The sequence below is a fragment of the Pseudomonas sp. BF-B-15 genome (assembly GCF_019946675.1).
GTDB classification, from domain to species: domain Bacteria; phylum Pseudomonadota; class Gammaproteobacteria; order Pseudomonadales; family Pseudomonadaceae; genus Aquipseudomonas; species Aquipseudomonas migulae.
In genome coordinates this window covers 1-19784 of record NZ_JAGYFZ010000028.1, presented here as the reverse complement: position 1 = coordinate 19784, position 19784 = coordinate 1, and the positions used below count along the sequence as shown (strand labels likewise).

Genomic DNA, 19784 nt, shown 5'->3' with positions numbered 1-19784 from the left:
AGGAAATTCAGCCCTGTCCGTCACCTGGAAGCCTCGCTAGAATTCGCGCCTGTCTTCTGGAGATGCGCATGCTGCCTTTATTACTCGCTTCAAGCTCAGTGTATCGCCGGGAATTGCTGGCCCGCTTGCAGCTGCCGTTCACCTGCAGCTCGCCGGACATCGACGAAAGTCATCGGCCGAATGAGGCCGCCGTCGAACTGGTAAAGCGCCTCGCCGAAGAAAAAGCCCGGGCTCTTGCCGGCAGCCACCCCGCCCATCTGATTATCGGCTCTGACCAGGTTGCAGTGCTCGGCGAGCGCATTATCGGCAAACCCCACACCTTCGAAAAGGCTCGCGAGCAGTTGCTGGCCTCAAGCGGCGCCAGCGTAACCTTTCTGACCGGCCTGGCCCTGCTCAATAGCCAGACGGGACACTGCCAGGTCGACTGCGTGCCGTTCACCGTACACATGCGCACACTCGACACCGCACGCATCGAACGCTACCTGCGCGCCGAACAGCCCTACGATTGCGCTGGCAGCTTCAAGGCCGAAGGTTTGGGGGTGAGCCTGTTTCAACGCACCGAAGGCCCTGACGCCACCAGCCTGATCGGCCTGCCGCTGATTCGTCTGATCGACATGCTGCTGGCTGAAGGAGTGCAAATCCCCTGACGGTTGCCGAGTCCTTCACTGATCTTGAGGACGCCATCGCCAGCAAGCTGGCTCCTACAGGATGTGGGCGCCAACAAAAAACCGGCCACTTGGGCCGGTTTTTTTATGTAGCCGGAAGATCAGCGCAGCGACGGACCCTGGAAGCCCATCCACATCGCCAACTGCTCAGCCACGCTGGCGCCCAGTTTCTTCGAGAAGCGATCGAACGGCGATTCCTGAACGGTGAAGTCCACCAGCTCTTTCTCGCCAATCACATCACGCGCCACCGAACTGGCATTACCCAGACCATCGATCAACCCCAGCGGCAGCGCCTGCTCACCGGACCAGACCAACCCGGAGAACAACTCCGGATGCTCTTTGTCCTTGAGCCGGTCGCCACGACCCGTCTTGACGCTGTTGATGAACTGCTGGTGCGTCGTATCGAGCACGCCCTGCCAGAACCGAGTCTCCTCAGGCTTCTGCGGCTGGAACGGATCGAGGAACGACTTGTGCTCGCCCGACGTATAAGTCCGACGCTCGACACCCAACTTCTCCATGGTGCCGACAAACCCGTAACCGGCCGCCGTCACGCCAATGGAACCCACCAGGCTCGCCTTGTCGGCGTAAATCTGATCCGCCGCACTGGCGATGTAATAAGCACCGGAAGCCCCCAGATCGGAGATTACCGCGTAAACCTTGGTGTCCGGGTTCAAGCCGCGCAACCGGCGAATCTCGTCATACACGTAGCCGGACTGCACCGGACTGCCGCCCGGACTGTTGATGCGCAGGATGACGCCTTTGACCTTCTTATCTTCGAAGGCGGCACGCAGGCTGCCGACGATGTTGTCAGCGCTGGCGGGCTCCTTGTCGGCGATCATGCCCGTCACTTCGATCAGCGCAGTGTAATTGGCGCTGCGAGTGGCGGCTTTCTCCATGTCCATCAGCGGCGTGAACAGAATCAACGCGCCAAACAGGTACACAAAGGTCAGCAACTTGAAGAAAATCCCCCAGCGACGCGACCGACGCTGCTCCTGCACGCTGGCGAGCAGGGTCTTTTCCAGCAGCTTCCAGCTTTTTTCGTCACCGCTCTCTGCGCTCGGCTTGGCGGGCGCTTTCCATTCGTCGGTCATGGCCATCTACCCCGGCAAAAACTAATTAAGCCCGCTGACTCAGCCAGGCATGCAATTCTGAAAAACGATCAATGGCCAGCGCCGGTTCGAACAATTTCAGCGCTTCAATCGATTGCGCGCCGTAGCTGACCGCCACCGAATCCATGCCGGCGTTGCGCGCCATCTGCAGGTCGAATGACGAATCGCCAACCATCAACGCTTGCTCCGGGCGAACTTCGCAATGGGCGAGGATCTGCTCAAGCATCAGAGGATGGGGTTTGCTGGCGGTTTCGTCGGCGGCACGGGTGATGTCGAAATAATCTTCCCAGCCGTGCGACTTCAGCACCCGATCCAGTCCGCGACGCGCCTTGCCGGTGGCAACCGCTAAATGATAACCCTCGGCGCGGAACGCCTCCATCGACTCGACAACCCCTTCGAACAACGGCGAAGGCACGGCTTCAGAGGCGATGTAGTGGTCCGCATAATGCTCGCGAAACGCCACCAGTTCGGTATCGCTGATCTCGGGGTACAACGTGCGAATCGCCTCCGGCAGGCCCAGACCGATGATGCCTTTGACAGCAAAGTCATCGCGCAACTGAAAACCGGAACGCTCGGACGCAACATGCATTGCTTCGACAATCCGACCAATGGAATCAGCCAGCGTGCCGTCCCAATCGAAAATCAGCAGTTTGTAATCAGAGGGGTGCACTCAGGCGCTCCACAGTCTTGGCCCACATCTCGTCGACAGGCGCCTGCAACTTCAGTTCACCGCCATCCGGCAGCGGCACGGTCAACATGTACGCGTGCAGGAACAGGCGTTTGCCGCCCAGATCGCGGATTTCCTTGCTGAAATCGTCATCGCCGTACTTGGTGTCGCCGGCAATGCAATGCCCGGCGTGCAAGGTGTGAACACGGATCTGGTGAGTCCGGCCAGTGATTGGCTTGGCCTCGATCAGGGTGGCAAAGTCGCCGAATCGACGCAGGACCTTGAACACGGTCACCGATTCCTTGCCCTCCTCCTCGTCGACCTCGACCATCCGCTCGCCGGAACGCAGATTGCTCTTGCCCAGCGACGCACGGACCTGCTTGATCGATGCCGCCCAGTTGCCGCGAACCAGCGCCATGTAGCGCTTGTCCACGCCATCACCGCGCAAGGCCGTGTGCAAGTGACGCAGCATGCTGCGTTTCTTGGCGATCATCAGCAGGCCGGAGGTGTCACGGTCAAGGCGGTGAACCAGCTCGAGCTCCTTGCAATCCGGACGCAACTGACGAAAGGCTTCGATCACGCCGTAAGTCAGGCCGCTGCCGCCGTGAACCGCAATGCCGCAAGGCTTGTTGATCACGATCAGCGCTTTGTCTTCATAGACAATCGAGGCTTCGAGTCGCTGCAGCAGGCCCTGGGCCAGCGGCACGGGTTCGTCGCGCTCAGGCACGCGAACCGGCGGCACGCGCACGATATCGCCCGCCTGCAGCTTGTATTCGGGCTTGATCCGGCCTTTGTTCACTCGCACTTCGCCTTTACGCAAAATGCGGTAAATCAAGGTCTTGGGCACGCCTTTGAGCCGAGCGAGAAGGAAGTTATCAATACGTTGGCCGGCATATTCCGGCGAGACCTCAAGCAGTTGTACGCCTGGGGTCGAGGGGGCAGTAGTCGTCATGGCGCGGATGATATCAATTTTTTATGGAATTGAAGCACTTAATCATTACTGCTATAGTCGCGAACGCCGCCAAAAGCGGCCTGGACAGCGGACAAACGGTCAAAAACCGGCCCTGACCAATGCAATTCACCAGGACGCGAGGCCGTCCTACGGCGCTTTCGCTACGTAACGGTGGAGTTTGCAGGTGTAACGAGCGCAGGTGACATGAGGCCTGAATCACGCCGCAAAGCAGAGTTTTCACTCGCTACGCGAGCCCATATTCACGGCCAGTTCACAAAGTGCAGTCAGCTGCGAATGACCCCGAGCGAACGCTTCGGAAACAACGCCTAAATTAGCCATGATGCGTGACCTCCCCTTTCGGAGCTCACGGTAAATGCCAACCCGCTGCGGATTCTGCGCGCGGCAGCACCCGAATTATCAGGGATACGTGTAGGGTGGAGATGCACAACCGCTGGACTGTGTAGCAATAGGCTTTATCAAGACGCTTCATCTCGTCCACAGCCGCCGGTTGATTCCTCCTCCTGACTGAGTGCTTAAGTAGCCACAGCAAGCAGGACGCGTACGTCGCGACGAAGGCCCACATTGGCCGGACTTCGCTAGACACGGGAATGGCCAACCACTCCCGACGCACCTGACACCGACCATGAGAAGTCGTGTGTGCCGAACGCCGTTTCCGGCAGCCCGGAAACCGACGGTACTACATGAAAAGAATGCTGATTAACGCAACTCAACCCGAAGAGTTGCGTGTTGCACTGGTAGATGGCCAACGCCTCTACGACCTGGACATCGAATCCGGTGCACGCGAGCAGAAGAAGGCCAACATCTATAAAGGCCGGATTACTCGCATCGAACCAAGCCTTGAGGCTGCCTTTGTCGATTTCGGCTCCGAGCGCCACGGCTTCCTGCCCCTCAAAGAAATCTCCCGCGAATACTTCAAGAAAGCCCCTGAAGGCCGCGTCAACATCAAAGACGTCCTGAGCGAAGGCCAGGAAGTCATCGTTCAGGTCGAAAAAGAAGAACGTGGCAACAAGGGCGCAGCCCTGACCACCTTCATCAGCCTGGCCGGTCGTTATCTGGTTCTGATGCCGAACAACCCGCGTGCCGGCGGTATCTCCCGTCGCATCGAAGGTGAAGAGCGCAACGAACTGCGAGAAGCCCTGAACGGCCTGGTTGCACCGGCCGACATGGGTCTGATCGTGCGCACTGCCGGCCTGGGCCGCAGCAGCGAAGAAATGCAGTGGGACCTCGATTACCTGCTGCAACTCTGGACCGCCATCAAAGAAGCCTCGCTGGATCGCTCCGCGCCATTCCTGATCTACCAGGAAAGCAACGTGATCATCCGCGCCATCCGCGATTACCTGCGCCAGGACATCGGCGAAGTGCTGATCGACAGCGTTGAAGCCCAGGACGAAGCCCTGACCTTCATCCGCCAGGTGATGCCGCAGTACGCCAGCAAGATCAAGCTGTACGAAGACAGCGTTCCGCTGTTCAACCGTTTCCAGATCGAAAGCCAGATCGAGACCGCTTTCCAGCGCGTCGTCGAACTGCCTTCCGGTGGTTCCATCGTTATCGATCCGACCGAAGCCCTGGTGTCCATCGACATCAACTCGGCGCGCGCCACCAAAGGCAGCGACATCGAAGAAACCGCCCTGCAGACCAACCTTGAAGCCGCCGAAGAAATCGCCCGTCAGTTGCGCCTGCGCGACATCGGCGGCCTGATCGTCATCGACTTCATCGACATGACCCCTGCCAAGAACCAGCGCGCCGTGGAAGAGAAAGTCCGCGAATGTCTGGAAGCCGACCGCGCTCGCGTGCAGGTTGGCCGCATCTCGCGCTTCGGCCTGCTGGAAATGTCCCGTCAGCGCCTGCGTCCATCGCTCGGCGAAAGCAGCGGCATCGTTTGCCCGCGTTGCAACGGCACCGGCATCATCCGTGATGTTGAATCGCTGTCGCTGGCAATCCTGCGCCTGATCGAAGAAGAAGCCCTGAAAGACCGCACCGCCGAAGTTCGCGCACAAGTGCCAATTCCGGTCGCAGCCTTCCTGCTTAACGAAAAACGCAACTCGATCACCAAGATCGAACTGCGCACCCGTGCCCGCATCGTCATTCTGCCGAACGATCACCTCGAAACGCCGCACTTCGAAGTTCAGCGCCTGCGTGATGACAGCCCGGAAGCCAGCATCAACCAGTCCAGCTACGAAATCGCTGCTGCCGCTGCCGAAGTCGAAGAAGTCCAGCCAGCCGCTGCGACCCGCACCCTGGTTCGCCAGGAAGCCGCGGTCAAGACTGCGCCGGCCCGCGCCAACGCTCCGGTTCCGACCGAAGTCGTCGCCGCACCGGTTGCTGCACCGGCCGCCGCGCCAGAGCCAAGCCTGTTCAAAGGTCTGGTGAAGTCGCTGGTCAGCCTGTTCGCTACCAAGGAAGAGCCTGCTGCTCCGGTTGTGGTTGAAAAACCAGCGACCACCGAGCGCCCGGCCCGCAACGAAGAGCGTCGCAACGGCCGTCAGCAGAGCCGCAACCGTAACGGTCGCCGCGATGAAGAACGCAAGCCTCGCGAGGAACGTGCACCGCGTGAAGAACGCGCACCACGTGAGCCACGCGAAGCCCGTGAAGAAACCCCGGCAGTCGCTCGCGAAGAACGCGCTCCACGTGAAGAGCGCGCACCACGCGCCCCTCGCGAAGAACGTGCACCGCGCGCGCCTCGTGAAGATCGCAAGCCACGTGGCGAGCGTGAAGAACGTGTTCGTGAACTGCGTGAACCACTGGACGCCGCCGCTCCGGCTGCTGCCGCTACCGCTACTGCTGAAGAGCGTCCAGCTCGTCAGCCACGCGAAGAGCGTGCGCCACGTCCACCGCGTGAAGAGCGTCAACCACGCGCCGAGCAAGCCGCTGCCGCCGTTGCTGAAGAAGAGCTGACTGGCAACGAAGAGCAACTGCAGGAAGACGGTCAGGAAGGCGCCGAAGGCGATCGTCCACGCCGCCGCTCCCGTGGCCAGCGTCGTCGCAGCAACCGTCGCGAGCGTCAACGCGATGCCAACGGCAACGTGATCGAAGGTTCGGAAGAATCCGAGTCCGCCGAAGGTAACGAAGGCGCCGAAGCACCAAGCGCTGCCGATCTGGCCGCTGGCCTGGCTGTTACCGCAGCCGTTGCCAGCACCGTGATCAGCGCTCCGGCCGAAGCACAGGCCAACGAGCAAGCCGAACGCGCCACTGCCGCCACACTGGAAACTGCTCCAGTCGAAGCGCCAGTCGTTGAAGCGACCACGCCTGTAGAAGTAACTGCTGCTCCGGAAGTCGAAGTAGCTCCGGTTCGTGAAGCACAGCCTGAAGTCGAAGCTGCCGCCGAGCCTGCCGTCGTTGCTGAAACGCCTGCCGTGGTTGCAGAGCCGGTTGTTGAAACCGTCGCTGAAACCGTGACCGAAACCGTTCGTGAAGTTCGCGAAGAGCAAACCGCTTTCAACTGGGTTGCCGAGCCGGTAGCGGTCGAAACGCCAGCACCAGTCGCTGAAGTTGCGGTTGTCGAGCCTGTTGTTGTGGCTGCCGAACCAGAGCCTGCTCCGGTCGTTGAAGCCCCTGTTGTCGCCGAAGTGGCTGCACCAGTGGTTGAAGCTGCCCCGGCCAGCGCCCTGACACCAAGTGGCCGCGCACCTAACGACCCGCGTGAAGTGCGTCGTCGCAAGCGTGAAGAAGAGCGCCTGCAGAAGGAAGCCGAACTGGCTGCCGCTGCTGCTCCGGTCGCTGTCGAAGTGGCACCGGTTGTTGCTGAAGTCGTCGAGGCTGCTCCTGCCCCGGCTGCTGAAGTGGCTGCCGAGCCCGCTGACTCCGTGATCGACGAAGCTCCACGCTCCGTTCAGGAAGCGGTAGAGCAACACGAGCAAGCCCAGGAAAAAGAGCACGAGCCTAAACCTCTCGTCTGATTCCATCGGCTACTAAAAAGCCCCGCCTGGTAACCCAGGCGGGGCTTTTTTTATGCCGGCGGTTCCACAGTTAGACCGCGTTATCGTTCTTCGCGGGCAAGCCTCGCTCCTACAGGTTTTCCGCCGATCACTGTAGGAGCGTGCGGTGCGGCGATCCGACTTGCCCGCGAAGGCGGAGGATCAGGCGAAAACCAACGCCTCAGGCACATCCACATCCCACAACACCCCGGCATCCTCGACCGCCACCTCAACCACCCGCGCCGACGCAAACAACGGCTTGGCCCCGCGATCCCCCGACAACGCCATCAACCCCGGTCCAAACGTTCGCCCGAAACCAACCGGATGGCCATATTCGCCATTGATCACCGGAACACTGATCCCATCATCAGAAAACCCCGCCAACACCTGTTCAACCGTCGACGGCAGAATGAACGGCATATCCCCCAACACAATCAACCAGCCACCGAGCTGCGGGCACGCCGCCACCCCAGCCGCAATGCTGTCGCCCATGCCGGAGGATTCCACCAGCACAATCTCGAAACCATACGCCTGAGCCATACGAGCCACTTGCGGGCGATCTTCGGTCGTCACCAGCACGCGCTTCGCCAGCGTGGCCGGCAAACTCACCAGCACCTGCTCGATCACCGAACGAACGCCGCCATCGCGTCCCGTACAGTCCGCCAGCAACTTGTCCCTGTCGGCCCCCGCCACCTGTCGAAACCGAGTGCCCTGCCCCGCCGCCAACACGATGACGCCGATTGGCCCGCTCATGCCTCCTCCTGCAACGGCTTCTTCTGTTTCAGCTCGACGCCGTTCTTGATCGCGACAATTTCCGCCAGCAGCGACAAGGCGATTTCCGCCGGGGAATGGCTGCCGATGTGCAGGCCGATCGGGCCGTGCAAGCGCTCGATGGCCTCTTGGGACAAGCCTAGCTGAGCGAGGTTTTCCCGGCGCTTCAGGCTGTTGACCCGCGAACCCAGCGCGCCGACGTAAAACGCCCTGGAATCGAGTGCCGTCAGCAGCGCCATGTCATCCAGGCGCGGATCGTGGGTCAGCGCGACGATGGCCGTACGTTCGTCGGTCTGGATGTTCAGCACCGCTTCGTCCGGCATTCCGGATACGAAGCGCCCATGCTGTTCTTCCCAGCCGTAGACGAACTCGGTGCGTGGATCGCAGATCAGCACTTCGAAATCCAGCAGCCGCGCCATCTCGGCAACATAACGGGACAATTGCCCCGCGCCGATCAGCAACAACCGCCAACGCGGACCGTAAATGGCGCGCAACGTGGTGCCGTCAAAACTCAGCGCATCGCTCTTGGTCGCCGGCTGCAACGTCACTTCGCCGCTCGCGATATCCAGCGAGCGCGCCGTGATTTCATGGGCCTCGCAACTCGCCAGCAACCCGGCAACCCAAGCCGGGTCGCCGACTCGTTCCTCGGTCAGGCGCAACGTGCCGCCACACGGCAAACCAAACCGTGCGGCCTCCTCGCGAGTAACGCCGTAAGTGATCAACTGCACCGGCGGCCCATCAGCCGGAATCCGGCCATCGTGCAGCCGGGCGATCAAGTCATCCTCGACACAACCACCGGACACCGAACCGATCACCACCCCGTCTTCGCGCAAGGCCAACATCGCGCCAGGCGCCCGGGGCGCAGTGCCCCAGGTCTGGACCACGCTGTACAACACCACTCGCTGACCGGCGCGGCGCCATTCCAGCACGCTGCGCAGGACATTCAGATCAACGCTGTCCATCAAGCCTCGGCCTTCTGCCAACCTTGCAGTTGATAACGAACCGGCAAGTCGCGGATGCGTTTGCCGGTGGCGGCGAAGATCGCATTGCACAGCGCCGGCGCAATCGGCGGCACGCCAGGTTCACCGACACCGCCCAACGGCACCACGCCCGGCGGCGTGACCAGATGCACGGCGACTTCCTTCGGCGCCAGGGACATGCGCGCCACTTCGTACATGTGGAAGTTGTCTTGCTGGACCTTGCCGTCCTTGAAACTGATCTCGCCCAGCACCGCGTTGCCCAGCCCCATCACACAAGCACCTTCGAACTGCGAGCGAATCCGCTCCGGGTTGATCTGCGGGCCGCAATCCACCGCTATATCGGCCTTGTGCACGATCAACGTGCCGTCATCTTTGACTTCAACCTCGATCACCGCTGCCACGTAAGTGACAAAGCTGTAATGCACCGCCAGTCCCAAGCCTCGGCCCTTCGGCAACTCTCGCCCCCAACCCGCGGCTTTCGCGGCGGTTTCAAGGACGGTGCGCATGCGCCCGGTGTCGATCGGATAGCGTTCGGGCGACTCGCCGTAGTTCCACTCTTCACTCAACGTACGCGGATCGATCTGACGGTCCGGACCGAGCAATTTGATCTGGTACTTGAGCGGATCCTGTTTGGCCTTGTGTGCCAACTCATCGACAAAGCACTGGATCGCGAAGCCGTGAGGAATGTTCGACACCGAGCGATACCAGCCGACCCGCGTATGAATCGCCGCTTCCGGGTTCTCCAGGCGCACGTTGGGGATCGCGTAAGCCATGTTGGTGAAGCCCATGCCCAGCTCGAAAGCGGCCTCATGGTTCATGCCCGGCGCGAACAGCGCGGTGATACTCGGCGCTACCGTGCGGTGCAACCAACCCGACGGCAGGCCGTCCTTGTTCAGGCTGGCCTTCAAGTATTCAGCCGAGACGGTGTGGAAATACGAACAGTGGATGTCGTCTTCACGAGTCCATTGCACCCGCACCGCCTTACCGGGGAATTCCTTGGCGAGGATCGCCGCTTCGATGATGAAGTCCGGCTTGGACTTGCGGCCGAAACCGCCGCCGAGCAGGGTGACGTGGAAGGTGACGTTATCGAACGGAATGCCCAGGCGTTCGCCGATTCGTTCACGGGTGACCTGCGGCGCCTGGCTTGGCGCCCAGGCTTCGCACACGCCATCCTTGAAACGGGCGATGGCGACCATCGGCTCCATCGGCGCTTGCGTCAGGTGCGGCAGATAGTAAGAGGCTTCGAGGGTGCTGTCGGCGCCGCTCATGGCCTGGTCGATGTTGCCGGTATTGCGCACCACTTTGCCGGGCTTGAGCGACGCCGCTTCAATTTCCTTGCGGTAGGCGATCGAGTCGTAACTGGCGTTGGGGCCGTCGTCCCATTCGATTTTCAGTGCATCGCGGCCCTTGATCGCCGCCCACGTATTGCTGGCCACCACCGCCACGCCGCCCAACGGCTGAAATTCCGAGGGCAGCGGACGGCCTTCGATCTGGATGACTTTGACCACCCCGGGGACTTTCAGCGCCGCGCTGTCATCCACGGATTTGACCTTGCCGCCATACACCGCCGGACGTGCAATTGCGGCGTAAAGCATGCCGTCGATATGCACGTCGGCACCGTAGATCGCGCGACCGTTGACGATGTCAGCACCGTCGATGGCCTTGGTGCCTTCCTTGCCGATGTAGCGGAATTCTGACGGATCCTTGAGCCGCAGGCTGTCACGCGCCGGCACCGCCAGCGCACCGGCAGCGACGGCGAGCGCGCCGTAACCCAGTTCACGACCGCTCGGTTTATGGATGACTTTGTGCAATTGCGCGTGGCACTCGCCGACCGGGACTTTCCACTGTTCGGCGGCCGCCTGTTCGAGCATGGTCCGCGCGGCTGCACCGCAGCGACGCATCGGCTCGTACCAGTGGCGCATGCTGCGCGAACCGTCGGTGTCCTGGTTGCCGAAGCGCACTTCATCGCCCGGCGCCTGCTGCACTTTCACCAGCGCCCAGTCGGCTTCAAGTTCATCGGCCACGACCATGGTCAGGCTGGTGCGTACGCCCTGGCCCATTTCTGAACGGTTGCAAACCACGGTCACGGTGCCATCCGCAGCGATGCTGACGTACACCTTCGGATCATCGATCCAGCCGTTGGGCATGCCGTCGGCGCCGAATTTCTTTTCCTTCTCGGCTGCGAACGCGTCCTGCCAGCCCCAACTCGCGGCGACCACCAGCGCACTGGTGGCACCGACGCCTTTGAGGAAACCGCGACGACTGAGGTTACTCAGGGCGAAATCATTCGGGAACTGGCTCATGCCTTGGCTTCCTTCAGGTGAGTGGATGCCTGGCGGATGGCGGTCTTGATGCGGTTGTAGGTGCCGCAACGGCAAATATTGCCGACCATCGCCTCTTCGATCTGTTCGTCGCTCGGGTTCGGGTTGGTCTTGAGCAGTGCGGTGGCGGACATGATCTGCCCGCCCTGGCAGTAACCGCACTGGGCGACGGCGGTGTCGAGCCAGGCTTGCTGCACGATTTGCCCGACCGGGTCGGCGTGCAGGTTGTCGATGGTGCTGACGTTCTGACCGACTACCGAGCCGATCGGCGTGATGCAACTGCGCGCCGGGGCGCCTTCGATGTGAATGGTGCAGGCGCCGCACAGGCCCATGCCGCAGCCGAACTTGGTGCCGTTGTAACCGGCCACGTCGCGGATGGCCCAGAGCAGCGGCATGTCCTCGGTGACATCGAGTTGATGGTCTTGACCATTGAGTTTCAGGGTAATCATGGGCACGCCCGCATAGTGGTATGGGTTATGGGGTCGAGCAATCTGCCGCTGGGGGATTAGCGGTTGGCATCACGCAGATCGACTCAGGCTAATGAGGCTCTCTTATGCGGACGAAGATGTCTGCATCGGGCCCTTGATGGAGCAAATGCTTGCATCGTTAGGGGGCTAAGTTAACCCAGCATTAACAAAAAAGCCCTGCACAATCGAAGATGTGCAGGGCTTTGAGATCAGCCTTGAAAGCGTAGCCTCAATACTGATTGGGCTCCATTTCCAGATCGACATGGAAGCGTTCTGAAATGTCTTTTTGGATGCGCTGTGCCAGGTTCAGCAACTGCAGACCGGTCGCGGCCCCGTAGTTGACCAGCACCAGCGCCTGCAACTTATGCACGCCCGCGTCGGCCTCGCGAAAACCTTTCCACCCTGCCCGCTCGATCAGCCAGCCCGCAGCCAGTTTCATCTGCCCGTCGGGTTGCGCGTAAGCCACCAGGTCCGGGTATTCGCCTTTGAGCCGAGTGACCAGTGCAGCCGACACCAAGGGATTTTTGAAGAAGCTGCCGGCGTTACCAAGCACCGCCGGGTCCGGAAGCTTTTCGTTGCGGATGCTGCAAATCGCCTGGCTGACGTCGGTGGCGGTCGGGTGATCGATGCCTTGCTCGGTCAGACGCTGACGCACCGGGCCGTACTCCAGATGCAAGTGCTCGGCACGGTCCAGGGCGAACCGAACCCGCAGGATCAACCAGCGCCCCGGTTCCTGTTTGAACAGGCTGTCGCGGTAAGCGAAGTTGCATTCGGCCAGCGTGAAGTCGCGCAGCTCGCCAGTCTGGCGGTCCAGCGCGGTCAGGCCGGCGAACACGTCCTTGATCTCCACGCCATAGGCGCCAATGTTCTGCATCGGTGCCGCGCCGACGGTGCCGGGGATCAGGCTGAGGTTTTCCAGACCCGACAACCCCTGCGCCAGGGTGTGTTGCACAAACGGATGCCAAGGCTCGCCGGCCTCGGCTTCGATCACGACCTTGTTGCCGTCGTCGCTCAAAATGCGAATCCCGCGGGTGGCCATGCGCAGCACCAGCGACTGGATGTCGGCGGTCAGCAGCAGGTTGCTGCCACCACCGATCACCAGCAACGGCACGTCATGCTCCACCGCATAGGCCAGCGCCTCGCGCACGTCGGCATCGCTGTGAGCCTCGGCAAACAAGCGCGCCTGAACGTCCACGCCAAAGCTGTTGTAAGGCTTGAGCGAAACCTGTGGCTGAACCTGCAAACTCATAACCGGCCCTTCAATTCGATCACCAGTCGATCACAGGCGCCCTCGATCAAGTCGAGCACCTGCTCAAAACCCTGGTTGCCATCGTAGTAAGGGTCCGGTACTTCATCGACTGGCGACTGGTAGCGGCGCAGGAACAGGTCCAGTTCGGCCTTGGACTTGCCCTTGGCAGGTTGCAGCGCCATGAGGTCGCTCAGGTTGCTGTTGTCCATCGCCAGGATCAGGTCGTACGTGGAAAAATCGGCGCGGGTCACTTGCTGGGCGCGCTGCATCGACAGGTCGTAACCGCGCAGCTTGGCCGCGGCCTGGCTACGTTTGTCCGGAGCCTTGCCGACATGCCAGCCACCGGTGCCGGCGGAGGCGACTTCGACTTGATCGGCCAGCCCCGCTTCACGCAATTTGTGCCGCAGCACACCTTCGGCCGTGGGTGAACGGCAGATGTTGCCCAGGCAAACGAACAAAACCCGCATCAGGCCTCCAGCAGGCGACGAACGCGCTCGAGGTCTTCAACCGTATCGACGCCGGTGGGCGGTGCGATCAGCGCGTCGGCGACGTGAATCCGCACGCCGTGCCACAGCGCACGCAGCTGCTCCAGGGATTCGGTGTTTTCCAGCCAGCACGGGCCCCAGCTGACGAAGTCATGCAGGAAACCGGCGCGGTAGGCGTAAATGCCAATGTGGCGGCGATACGGCACGCCTTCCGGCAACACGTCGCGACTTTTCGCGAACGCGTCCCGAGCCCATGGCAACGTCGCACGACTGAACGTCAGCGCCAGGCCATTGAGGTCGCTGACCACCTTGACCACGTTGGGGTTGAACAGGGTTTCGACATCTTCGATCGGCTCGGCCAGCGTGGCCATGCGCGCTTCGGTGTGGGCCGCGAGGTTGGCCGCGACCTGATCGATCACGCTTGGCGGGATCAGCGGTTCGTCACCCTGCACGTTGACCACAATCGCGTCGGACGCCAGACCGAGTTTTGCGGCGACTTCAGCCAAACGGTCCGTGCCGGAATTGTGGTCTTCGCGGGTCAGCACCACGTCGGCACCAAACGCGATGCACGCCTCGACAATGCGCGCATCGTCAGTGGCAACCACCACACGCTCGGCGCTGCTTTTGCACGCTTGTTCCCAGACGTGCTGGATCATCGGCTTGCCGGCGATCAGCAGCAGCGGTTTGCCCGGCAGGCGGGTCGAGGCGTAACGCGATGGAATGACAACGGTAAAGGCTGTGGTCATTTATCCAGACGCTCGTCGGTGGTCAGCGTGCGAGCTTCGGTTTCGAGCATCACCGGAATGCCGTCGCGAATCGGGTACGCCAGGCCGGCGCCCTTGCTGATCAGCTCGGTTTTGTCGGCGCTGAGCTTGAGCGGGCCTTTGCAGACCGGGCAAGCGAGGATGTCGAGCAATTTGGTGTCCATGAGCATTCCCTGGATATAAACGGTTTAAGGCAAAAGTCGAGCCGGCAACAGGCGCATCAACTGCGTATCGAACCAGGCCACGAAGGCCGGCGATGGCGCAGCATCGACCGCCAGGTACCACCAATCGGCGGCGGCGAAGGCACGGCACTTCACCGCGTCCTTTTCGGTCATCACCAACGGCAATGACGGTGTGAAATTCAAGGCCTGCACGCTGTACTCGGCGTGGTCGGCAAATGCATGCGGGACTGGCTGCCAGTGTAGCGTTTCGAGGGTCGTGAAGAAACGCTGCGGATTGCCGATCCCGGCCACGGCATGCAGCGCCTGGCCTGCTGGGAAGTGGTCGAGGGGACGGCGTTCGCCGCTGTGCAGGTTGACCAGTTCCGTGGGTTGCAGCTGGAAGGCAAAACCGTTGTCGCGATCATCAGTGGCGCCGTTGAACAGCACCGCGTCAACGCTTTGCAGGCGTTCGACCGGTTCGCGCAACGGTCCCGCAGGCAGGCAGCGCTGGTTGCCCAGGCCTCGGGCGGCGTCAATCAGCACCAGCTCAAGGTCGCGGGCCAAACGGTAATGTTGCATGCCGTCGTCGGAGAGGATCAGGTCCAGAGGTTCGCTCGCCAGCAGCGCTTTGACCGCACTGCTGCGGTCCGGGTCGATCATCAACGGAACGCCGGTACGCTGGACGATCAGCAGCGGTTCGTCGCCGGCGATGTCGGCGCTTTGATCGGCCTCGACGCGCCACGGCAGTTGCGGCGGTTTGGCGCCATAACCACGGCTGACCACGCCGACCCGCAAACCGCTGCGCTGACAATGCTGGATCATCCACAGAATCAGCGGCGTCTTGCCGGTGCCGCCCACCGTGATGTTGCCGACGACGATCAGCGGCACCGGTGGCTGATAAATCTCGCCCTCACCCGCCAGAAAGCGTTTGCGCTTGTTCATGACCACGCGCCGGTACAGCCACTCCAGCGGCTGCAACAGCTTCAGGGCCGGATGACCCTGGTACCACGCGGCGAGCAAGCGATCGGACATGGCCATCAGGGCGCGGGCTGCGCCGCCTCGACAGTGGTCATGCGCAGGTGACTGAAGCCGAGTTTGCCGGCGGCGTCCATGGCGGTGATAACCGATTGATGCTGGGTCTTGCCGTCCGCACTGATCGACAGCGGCAGGTTGGTGTCACCGTTGGATTCTTTTTGCAACGCGTCCATGAGCGCGGTCAGATCGTTCTTCTGCAAGACCTGATTGTTCACCGAGAACACACCTTCGGCGCTGATGGCCACGTCCAGGTGTTTGACCTGCTGGTCTTCGGCAGGCGAACCGCTGACCGCTTCGGGCAGATCGACGCGCAACTGGGTTTCACGGGTGAAGGTAGTGGTCACGACGAAAAACAGCAGCAGGATAAACACCACGTCGATCAGCGACGCGAGGTTGATGTCGACCGTTTCCCGCGGTTTGCGGCGGAATTTCACGCTTTTTTGCCCTCGGTCAGGTCCACGTCACGATCACCCTGTACCACCTCGACCAGCTTGATCGCTTCCTGTTCCATGCCAACCACCAGCTCATCGATGCGGCGTTGCAGGAAACGGTGGAAGAATACCGCCGGGATACCGACCATCAGACCAGCAGCCGTGGTGATCAAGGCCTTCGAAATACCACCGGCCAGCACGGCGGCATTGGTGCCCATGCCCGTCCCCATGAACGCGCTGAAAATATCGATCATGCCCAGCACGGTGCCGAGCAAACCCAGCAACGGCGCCATGGCGGCGATGGTGCCCAGCGCATTGATGTAGCGCTCGAGCTCATGAATCACCCGCGCGGCGGCTTCTTCGATGCACTCTTTCATGATCTCGCGACCATGTCTGGAGTTGGCCAGGCCTGCCGCCAGAATCTCGCCCAATGGCGAATTGGCGCGCAATTCCTTGAGTTTTTCTTTATTGAGTTGCTTGTCCTTGATCCACACCCAGACCTGCCCGAGCAAGTGCTCCGGGGTCACACGACTGGCGCGAAGGGTCCAGAGACGCTCGGCGACGATCGCCATGGCCGCGATGGAACTCAGAATGATCGGCAGCATCATCCAGCCGCCGGATTTGACCAATTCCCACACAGTGACAGTCCCCTCGAAAAAGTGCGCCACTCTAACATAGGGGGTCGATGCACCGAAGACCGTGATGTCGCATCCGGTCGGGCTTTCATAACTCGCGGTTATTGCGTGGAACGCCAGAAACGCCGTTCTTGACGCATCGTCCACGGGGGATCGAAGCGTCCGAGGTGCAGACGGATGGCGCCCTGCTCGGCGCTGTCATGGATTTCCATACCGCGTTTTTTATAACGGGCCATGACCGTGGGGTGCGGGTGACCGAACGAATTGCCGTTGCCGCGAGAGATCAGCACGGCTTTGGGTTGCAACGCAGTGAGCAACGCCATCGACGACGAGCTGCGGCTACCGTGGTGCGGCGCCTGCAACCAATCGGTGGGCACTGCGAGCGGGCTGTCGAGCAGGGCGCGCTCGGCGGCGCTGTCGATATCACCGGTCAGCAATAATCGCTCGCCATTGGCTTCTATTTGCAGCACGCAGGATTTTTGATTGCGGTCCGTGGCCGAAGGCCATTGCCAGAGCTGAAACCTCACGCCGTCCCAGGTCCATTGCTGGCCACTCTCGCAGGCATCGGCGTGCAATTCGGCGGGCAGCGCCAAGGGATCACCGCTGAGCACCTGCTTAATCGGCAAACCATTGGCAACCGCTCGCGCACCACCAGCGTGATCGGCGTCGGCATGGCTGATCAACATCAGGTCGAGCTCGTTCACGCCGAGTTTGCGCATCGCTGGCAGAACCACTCGCTCGCCTAGATCGAAGTCGCCGAAGCGTGGTCCGGTGTCATACAACAGCGTGTGATGGCGAGTTCGCACCAGAATCGCCAACCCTTGACCGACATCCAGCTGCCAGACTTCGGCGATGCCCTCGGGCAAAAGTGGCCGTGGTGGAAAAACCAGCAACAGCAACAACGGCCAACCCAACGGGCGCAACGGTACACCGCGCGGCATTAGCAGAAGAAATGCGCCGAGCATGCCCAGTGCCCATATCCACAATGGAATCGCCACGGGCACCCACGCAGGCAATTGACCGGCCATCAACCCAAGGCCCTTGAACAGCCAGTCGATCAGCCCACCCGCCAACCACAACAAGCCCTCGCCCACATACGGCAGCGGCAACAACAGGGTTCCCAGCAAGGCCGGCGGCAATACCAGCAAACTGATCCAGGGCACCGCCAACAGATTGGCGACCGGCCCGCTGAGACTGATCGGCAATCCCAACACCAGTAGCAACGGGCCCAGGCCGATCGCGATCAGCCACTGAGCACGGGTCCAGGTTTGCCACCATCGCCAAGGGCCCAAGCGACCGCCGAAGGTGAAGATCAACACCGCCACTGCGGCGAAGGACAGCCAGAAACCCGGTTGCAGGCTCGCCAGCGGGTCCAGCAACAAAACAGCATTGAGCGCCAGCAACAGCGGCCACCAGGCGCCGAGGTGACGAAATCGCAGGCGCCACAACAGCACCAGGCCGATCATCACGCAGGCCCGCCGCACCGGTACTTCGAACCCAGCCAGCAGTCCGTAACCAAGGGCGGCGGCGAATGCCAGTGCGCAGGCCCATGGCAGCCACGGCAAGCGGTGCGGCCACACCCCATAACGAGCGAGTCCGGCAATCAGCAGGTAAACCACCCCCGCCAGCAAACCGATGTGCTGTCCGGAAATCACCAGCAAATGCACGGTGCCGGTGTCTTGCAACACCCGCCAATCCTCACGACTCAGCCCGGCGCCATCCCCCAGCACCAGCGCAATCAACGCCCCGGTTCGCCCCTGGGTATCCACGGTTTGCAAACGCTGGCGGATGCTGTCGCGCCAGGCCCATCGGGCTTCCCTGAGCCGCTCACCGTCCTTGATCGTTCCGGTAGCGCCGATGCGTTGTGCCAGCAGCCAGGCGTCGTAATCGAAGGCATGAGGATTGAGCAGCCCGGCAGGACGTTTCAGCTTCACCGCGAGCCGCCAGCGTTCACCACTGTTGACCGGCGGTCCGTCATACCAGGCCAGGCGCATCCGTTGCGGCACCTTGGCCTGTCTCGACCGGACGTCTGCCAGTTCGAAGCGCACAACCCCGTCATTGTTCTGCGGCAAACCGGTCACCCGCCCTTCGACCCAACGGGTTTCGCCATCGAGATTCGCTGACAAACGATCATCCAGCGCCCACTGTGCATTTGCGCCGGCCCAACTGATGCCGAACAGAAAAAACGCCAATGGGCACGTGCGAAATGGCAGCGCCATCAAACCCGTTACGGGCAACACCAGCCATAACCAGACCGGCGGTAATACCGGCAAAAAACGCAGGGCCAGCAGACCCAACGCCAGCGCCATCATCCCTGTGCGCATACGCCCGTCCTTGAGAGTCCCCTTCTAGGCATAGCCGGCTCGCGGCACGTGCATCGTTATTAATTGTCACAAAGTCTGAATGGGCGGCTCATAGAATCCAGACATACTTGCCGCCTTAACCGACCGAGAAGCCCTATGCCCCGGCGCTTATTCAAACGTTACATGCCAGACCCGATCAGCATCAGGGAACACAAATCCTTACGCTTTCTCGGCACGCTGTTGCATGACCCGAACCTCTGGCATCTCAACCGTCACTCGGTCGCACGGGCTATGGCGGTGGGTTTGTTTGCGGCGTTCCTGCCGATTCCGTTGCAGATGCTGGTGGCGGCGGTTCTGGCCATTGTCGTACGCGGCAATATGCCGATTGCGGTCAGTCTGGTCTGGCTGACTAATCCGATCACCATGCCTGCGGTGTTCTTTTGTACGTATCAGACCGGGGCGTGGTTGATGGATGTCCCGGCTCGTCATCTGCCGGATGAGTTGACCTGGGAGTGGATCAGCGGGGAGCTGTCTACGCTGTGGCAGCCGTTTTTGCTGGGGTCGGTTGTGGTGGGGCTGGTGTTGGGGGCGCTCGCGTATTGTTTGGTGATGATGTATTGGCGGTGGTGGGTGAGTCGGCAGTGGGCTCGGCGCAAGAAAAAGCGGATGTTGTGAATGCGGTAGCTGGGCGGGATTGGATCGGGGGTACATATCCATTACTGCGGTGACGGCGGCTATTGGTTTCGCCCTTACGGCGAGTCACTTGGAAGAGCCCCAAGTAACCAAGGGCTCTTGCCCCTTTCGTTCGGTGCCTCGCTGTGGCTCGGCATGCCCTCGCTCCGGTCCTGCTCCGT

18 protein-coding genes are annotated in these 19784 nt (G+C 61.4%); 3 read left to right on the top strand and 15 right to left on the bottom strand.

The window, feature by feature from the left end:
* The first annotated feature begins 68 nt into the window (after nt 1–68).
* Nucleotides 69–647 carry a Maf family protein gene (locus KGA97_RS11650; RefSeq protein WP_008040893.1) on the top strand — a complete coding sequence of 193 codons (579 nt, stop codon included), beginning with the start codon at nt 69–71 and terminating at the stop codon, nt 645–647.
* A gap of 119 nt (nt 648–766) precedes the next feature.
* Here KGA97_RS11650 and sppA read toward each other — a convergent pair whose 3' ends face one another.
* Genes sppA through rluC form a run of 3 tightly spaced genes read right to left on the bottom strand, consistent with a single transcriptional unit; the run spans nt 767 to nt 3393 of the window.
* Nucleotides 767–1756, bottom strand: a complete 990-nt coding sequence (gene sppA, locus KGA97_RS11645; RefSeq protein ID WP_032832571.1) for a signal peptide peptidase SppA — start codon at nt 1754–1756, stop codon at nt 767–769.
* Between the two features lie 25 nt (nt 1757–1781).
* Nucleotides 1782–2444, bottom strand: coding sequence for an HAD-IA family hydrolase (locus KGA97_RS11640; RefSeq protein WP_192227908.1), 663 nt, complete (start codon nt 2442–2444; stop codon nt 1782–1784).
* The gene (gene rluC / locus KGA97_RS11635) at nt 2431–3393 is read right to left on the bottom strand and encodes a 23S rRNA pseudouridine(955/2504/2580) synthase RluC (protein ID WP_008031576.1); all 963 of its coding nucleotides are present in this window, start codon (nt 3391–3393) and stop codon (nt 2431–2433) included. Before rluC ends, KGA97_RS11640 begins: the two co-directional genes overlap by 14 nt.
* A gap of 701 nt (nt 3394–4094) precedes the next feature.
* Here rluC and rne point away from each other — a divergent pair.
* Nucleotides 4095–7310, top strand: coding sequence for a ribonuclease E (gene rne / locus KGA97_RS11630; protein WP_223480812.1), 3216 nt, complete (start codon nt 4095–4097; stop codon nt 7308–7310).
* Nucleotides 7311–7490: 180 nt separating this feature from the next.
* Here the strand turns inward: rne and KGA97_RS11625 are convergent, their stop codons facing one another.
* The 12 genes from KGA97_RS11625 to KGA97_RS11570 all read right to left on the bottom strand — a co-directional run bounded on the left by KGA97_RS11625 (nt 7491) and on the right by KGA97_RS11570 (nt 18951).
* Nucleotides 7491–8081, bottom strand: coding sequence for an NTP transferase domain-containing protein (locus KGA97_RS11625; protein ID WP_223480811.1), 591 nt, complete (start codon nt 8079–8081; stop codon nt 7491–7493).
* Nucleotides 8078–9061 (bottom strand): XdhC family protein, encoded by a 984-nt coding sequence (locus KGA97_RS11620; protein WP_223480810.1) that lies wholly within the window; start codon nt 9059–9061, stop codon nt 8078–8080. The genes KGA97_RS11625 and KGA97_RS11620 overlap by 4 nt, the downstream gene beginning before the upstream one ends.
* Nucleotides 9061–11382, bottom strand: coding sequence for a xanthine dehydrogenase family protein molybdopterin-binding subunit (locus tag KGA97_RS11615; RefSeq protein WP_223480809.1), 2322 nt, complete (start codon nt 11380–11382; stop codon nt 9061–9063). The genes KGA97_RS11620 and KGA97_RS11615 overlap by 1 nt, the downstream gene beginning before the upstream one ends.
* On the bottom strand, nt 11379–11849 hold the full coding sequence (locus tag KGA97_RS11610; protein WP_008031566.1) for a (2Fe-2S)-binding protein: 471 nt from the start codon (nt 11847–11849) through the stop codon (nt 11379–11381). Before KGA97_RS11610 ends, KGA97_RS11615 begins: the two co-directional genes overlap by 4 nt.
* Before the next feature lie 247 nt (nt 11850–12096).
* Nucleotides 12097–13116 (bottom strand): UDP-N-acetylmuramate dehydrogenase, encoded by a 1020-nt coding sequence (gene murB, locus KGA97_RS11605; RefSeq protein WP_223480808.1) that lies wholly within the window; start codon nt 13114–13116, stop codon nt 12097–12099.
* Nucleotides 13113–13583, bottom strand: a complete 471-nt coding sequence (locus tag KGA97_RS11600; RefSeq protein ID WP_223480807.1) for a low molecular weight protein-tyrosine-phosphatase — start codon at nt 13581–13583, stop codon at nt 13113–13115. The genes murB and KGA97_RS11600 overlap by 4 nt, the downstream gene beginning before the upstream one ends.
* Nucleotides 13583–14347 carry a 3-deoxy-manno-octulosonate cytidylyltransferase gene (gene kdsB / locus KGA97_RS11595; RefSeq protein WP_192420260.1) on the bottom strand — a complete coding sequence of 255 codons (765 nt, stop codon included), beginning with the start codon at nt 14345–14347 and terminating at the stop codon, nt 13583–13585. Before kdsB ends, KGA97_RS11600 begins: the two co-directional genes overlap by 1 nt.
* Nucleotides 14344–14529: a Trm112 family protein gene (locus KGA97_RS11590; RefSeq protein ID WP_007945752.1), complete on the bottom strand. Its 186-nt coding sequence runs from the start codon at nt 14527–14529 to the stop codon at nt 14344–14346. The genes kdsB and KGA97_RS11590 overlap by 4 nt, the downstream gene beginning before the upstream one ends.
* A gap of 24 nt (nt 14530–14553) precedes the next feature.
* Nucleotides 14554–15564, bottom strand: coding sequence for a tetraacyldisaccharide 4'-kinase (lpxK, locus tag KGA97_RS11585; protein ID WP_008045104.1), 1011 nt, complete (start codon nt 15562–15564; stop codon nt 14554–14556).
* Nucleotides 15564–15995: an ExbD/TolR family protein gene (locus KGA97_RS11580; protein ID WP_008031559.1), complete on the bottom strand. Its 432-nt coding sequence runs from the start codon at nt 15993–15995 to the stop codon at nt 15564–15566. The genes lpxK and KGA97_RS11580 overlap by 1 nt, the downstream gene beginning before the upstream one ends.
* Nucleotides 15992–16630, bottom strand: a complete 639-nt coding sequence (locus tag KGA97_RS11575; RefSeq protein WP_008045105.1) for a MotA/TolQ/ExbB proton channel family protein — start codon at nt 16628–16630, stop codon at nt 15992–15994. The genes KGA97_RS11580 and KGA97_RS11575 overlap by 4 nt, the downstream gene beginning before the upstream one ends.
* 98 nt (nt 16631–16728) lie before the next feature.
* On the bottom strand, nt 16729–18951 hold the full coding sequence (locus KGA97_RS11570) for a DNA internalization-related competence protein ComEC/Rec2 (protein WP_223480806.1): 2223 nt from the start codon (nt 18949–18951) through the stop codon (nt 16729–16731).
* Between the two features lie 135 nt (nt 18952–19086).
* Here KGA97_RS11570 and KGA97_RS11565 point away from each other — a divergent pair, with 135 nt between their 5' ends.
* Nucleotides 19087–19605 carry a DUF2062 domain-containing protein gene (locus tag KGA97_RS11565; protein ID WP_008031552.1) on the top strand — a complete coding sequence of 173 codons (519 nt, stop codon included), beginning with the start codon at nt 19087–19089 and terminating at the stop codon, nt 19603–19605.
* Nucleotides 19606–19784 lie beyond the last annotated feature (179 nt).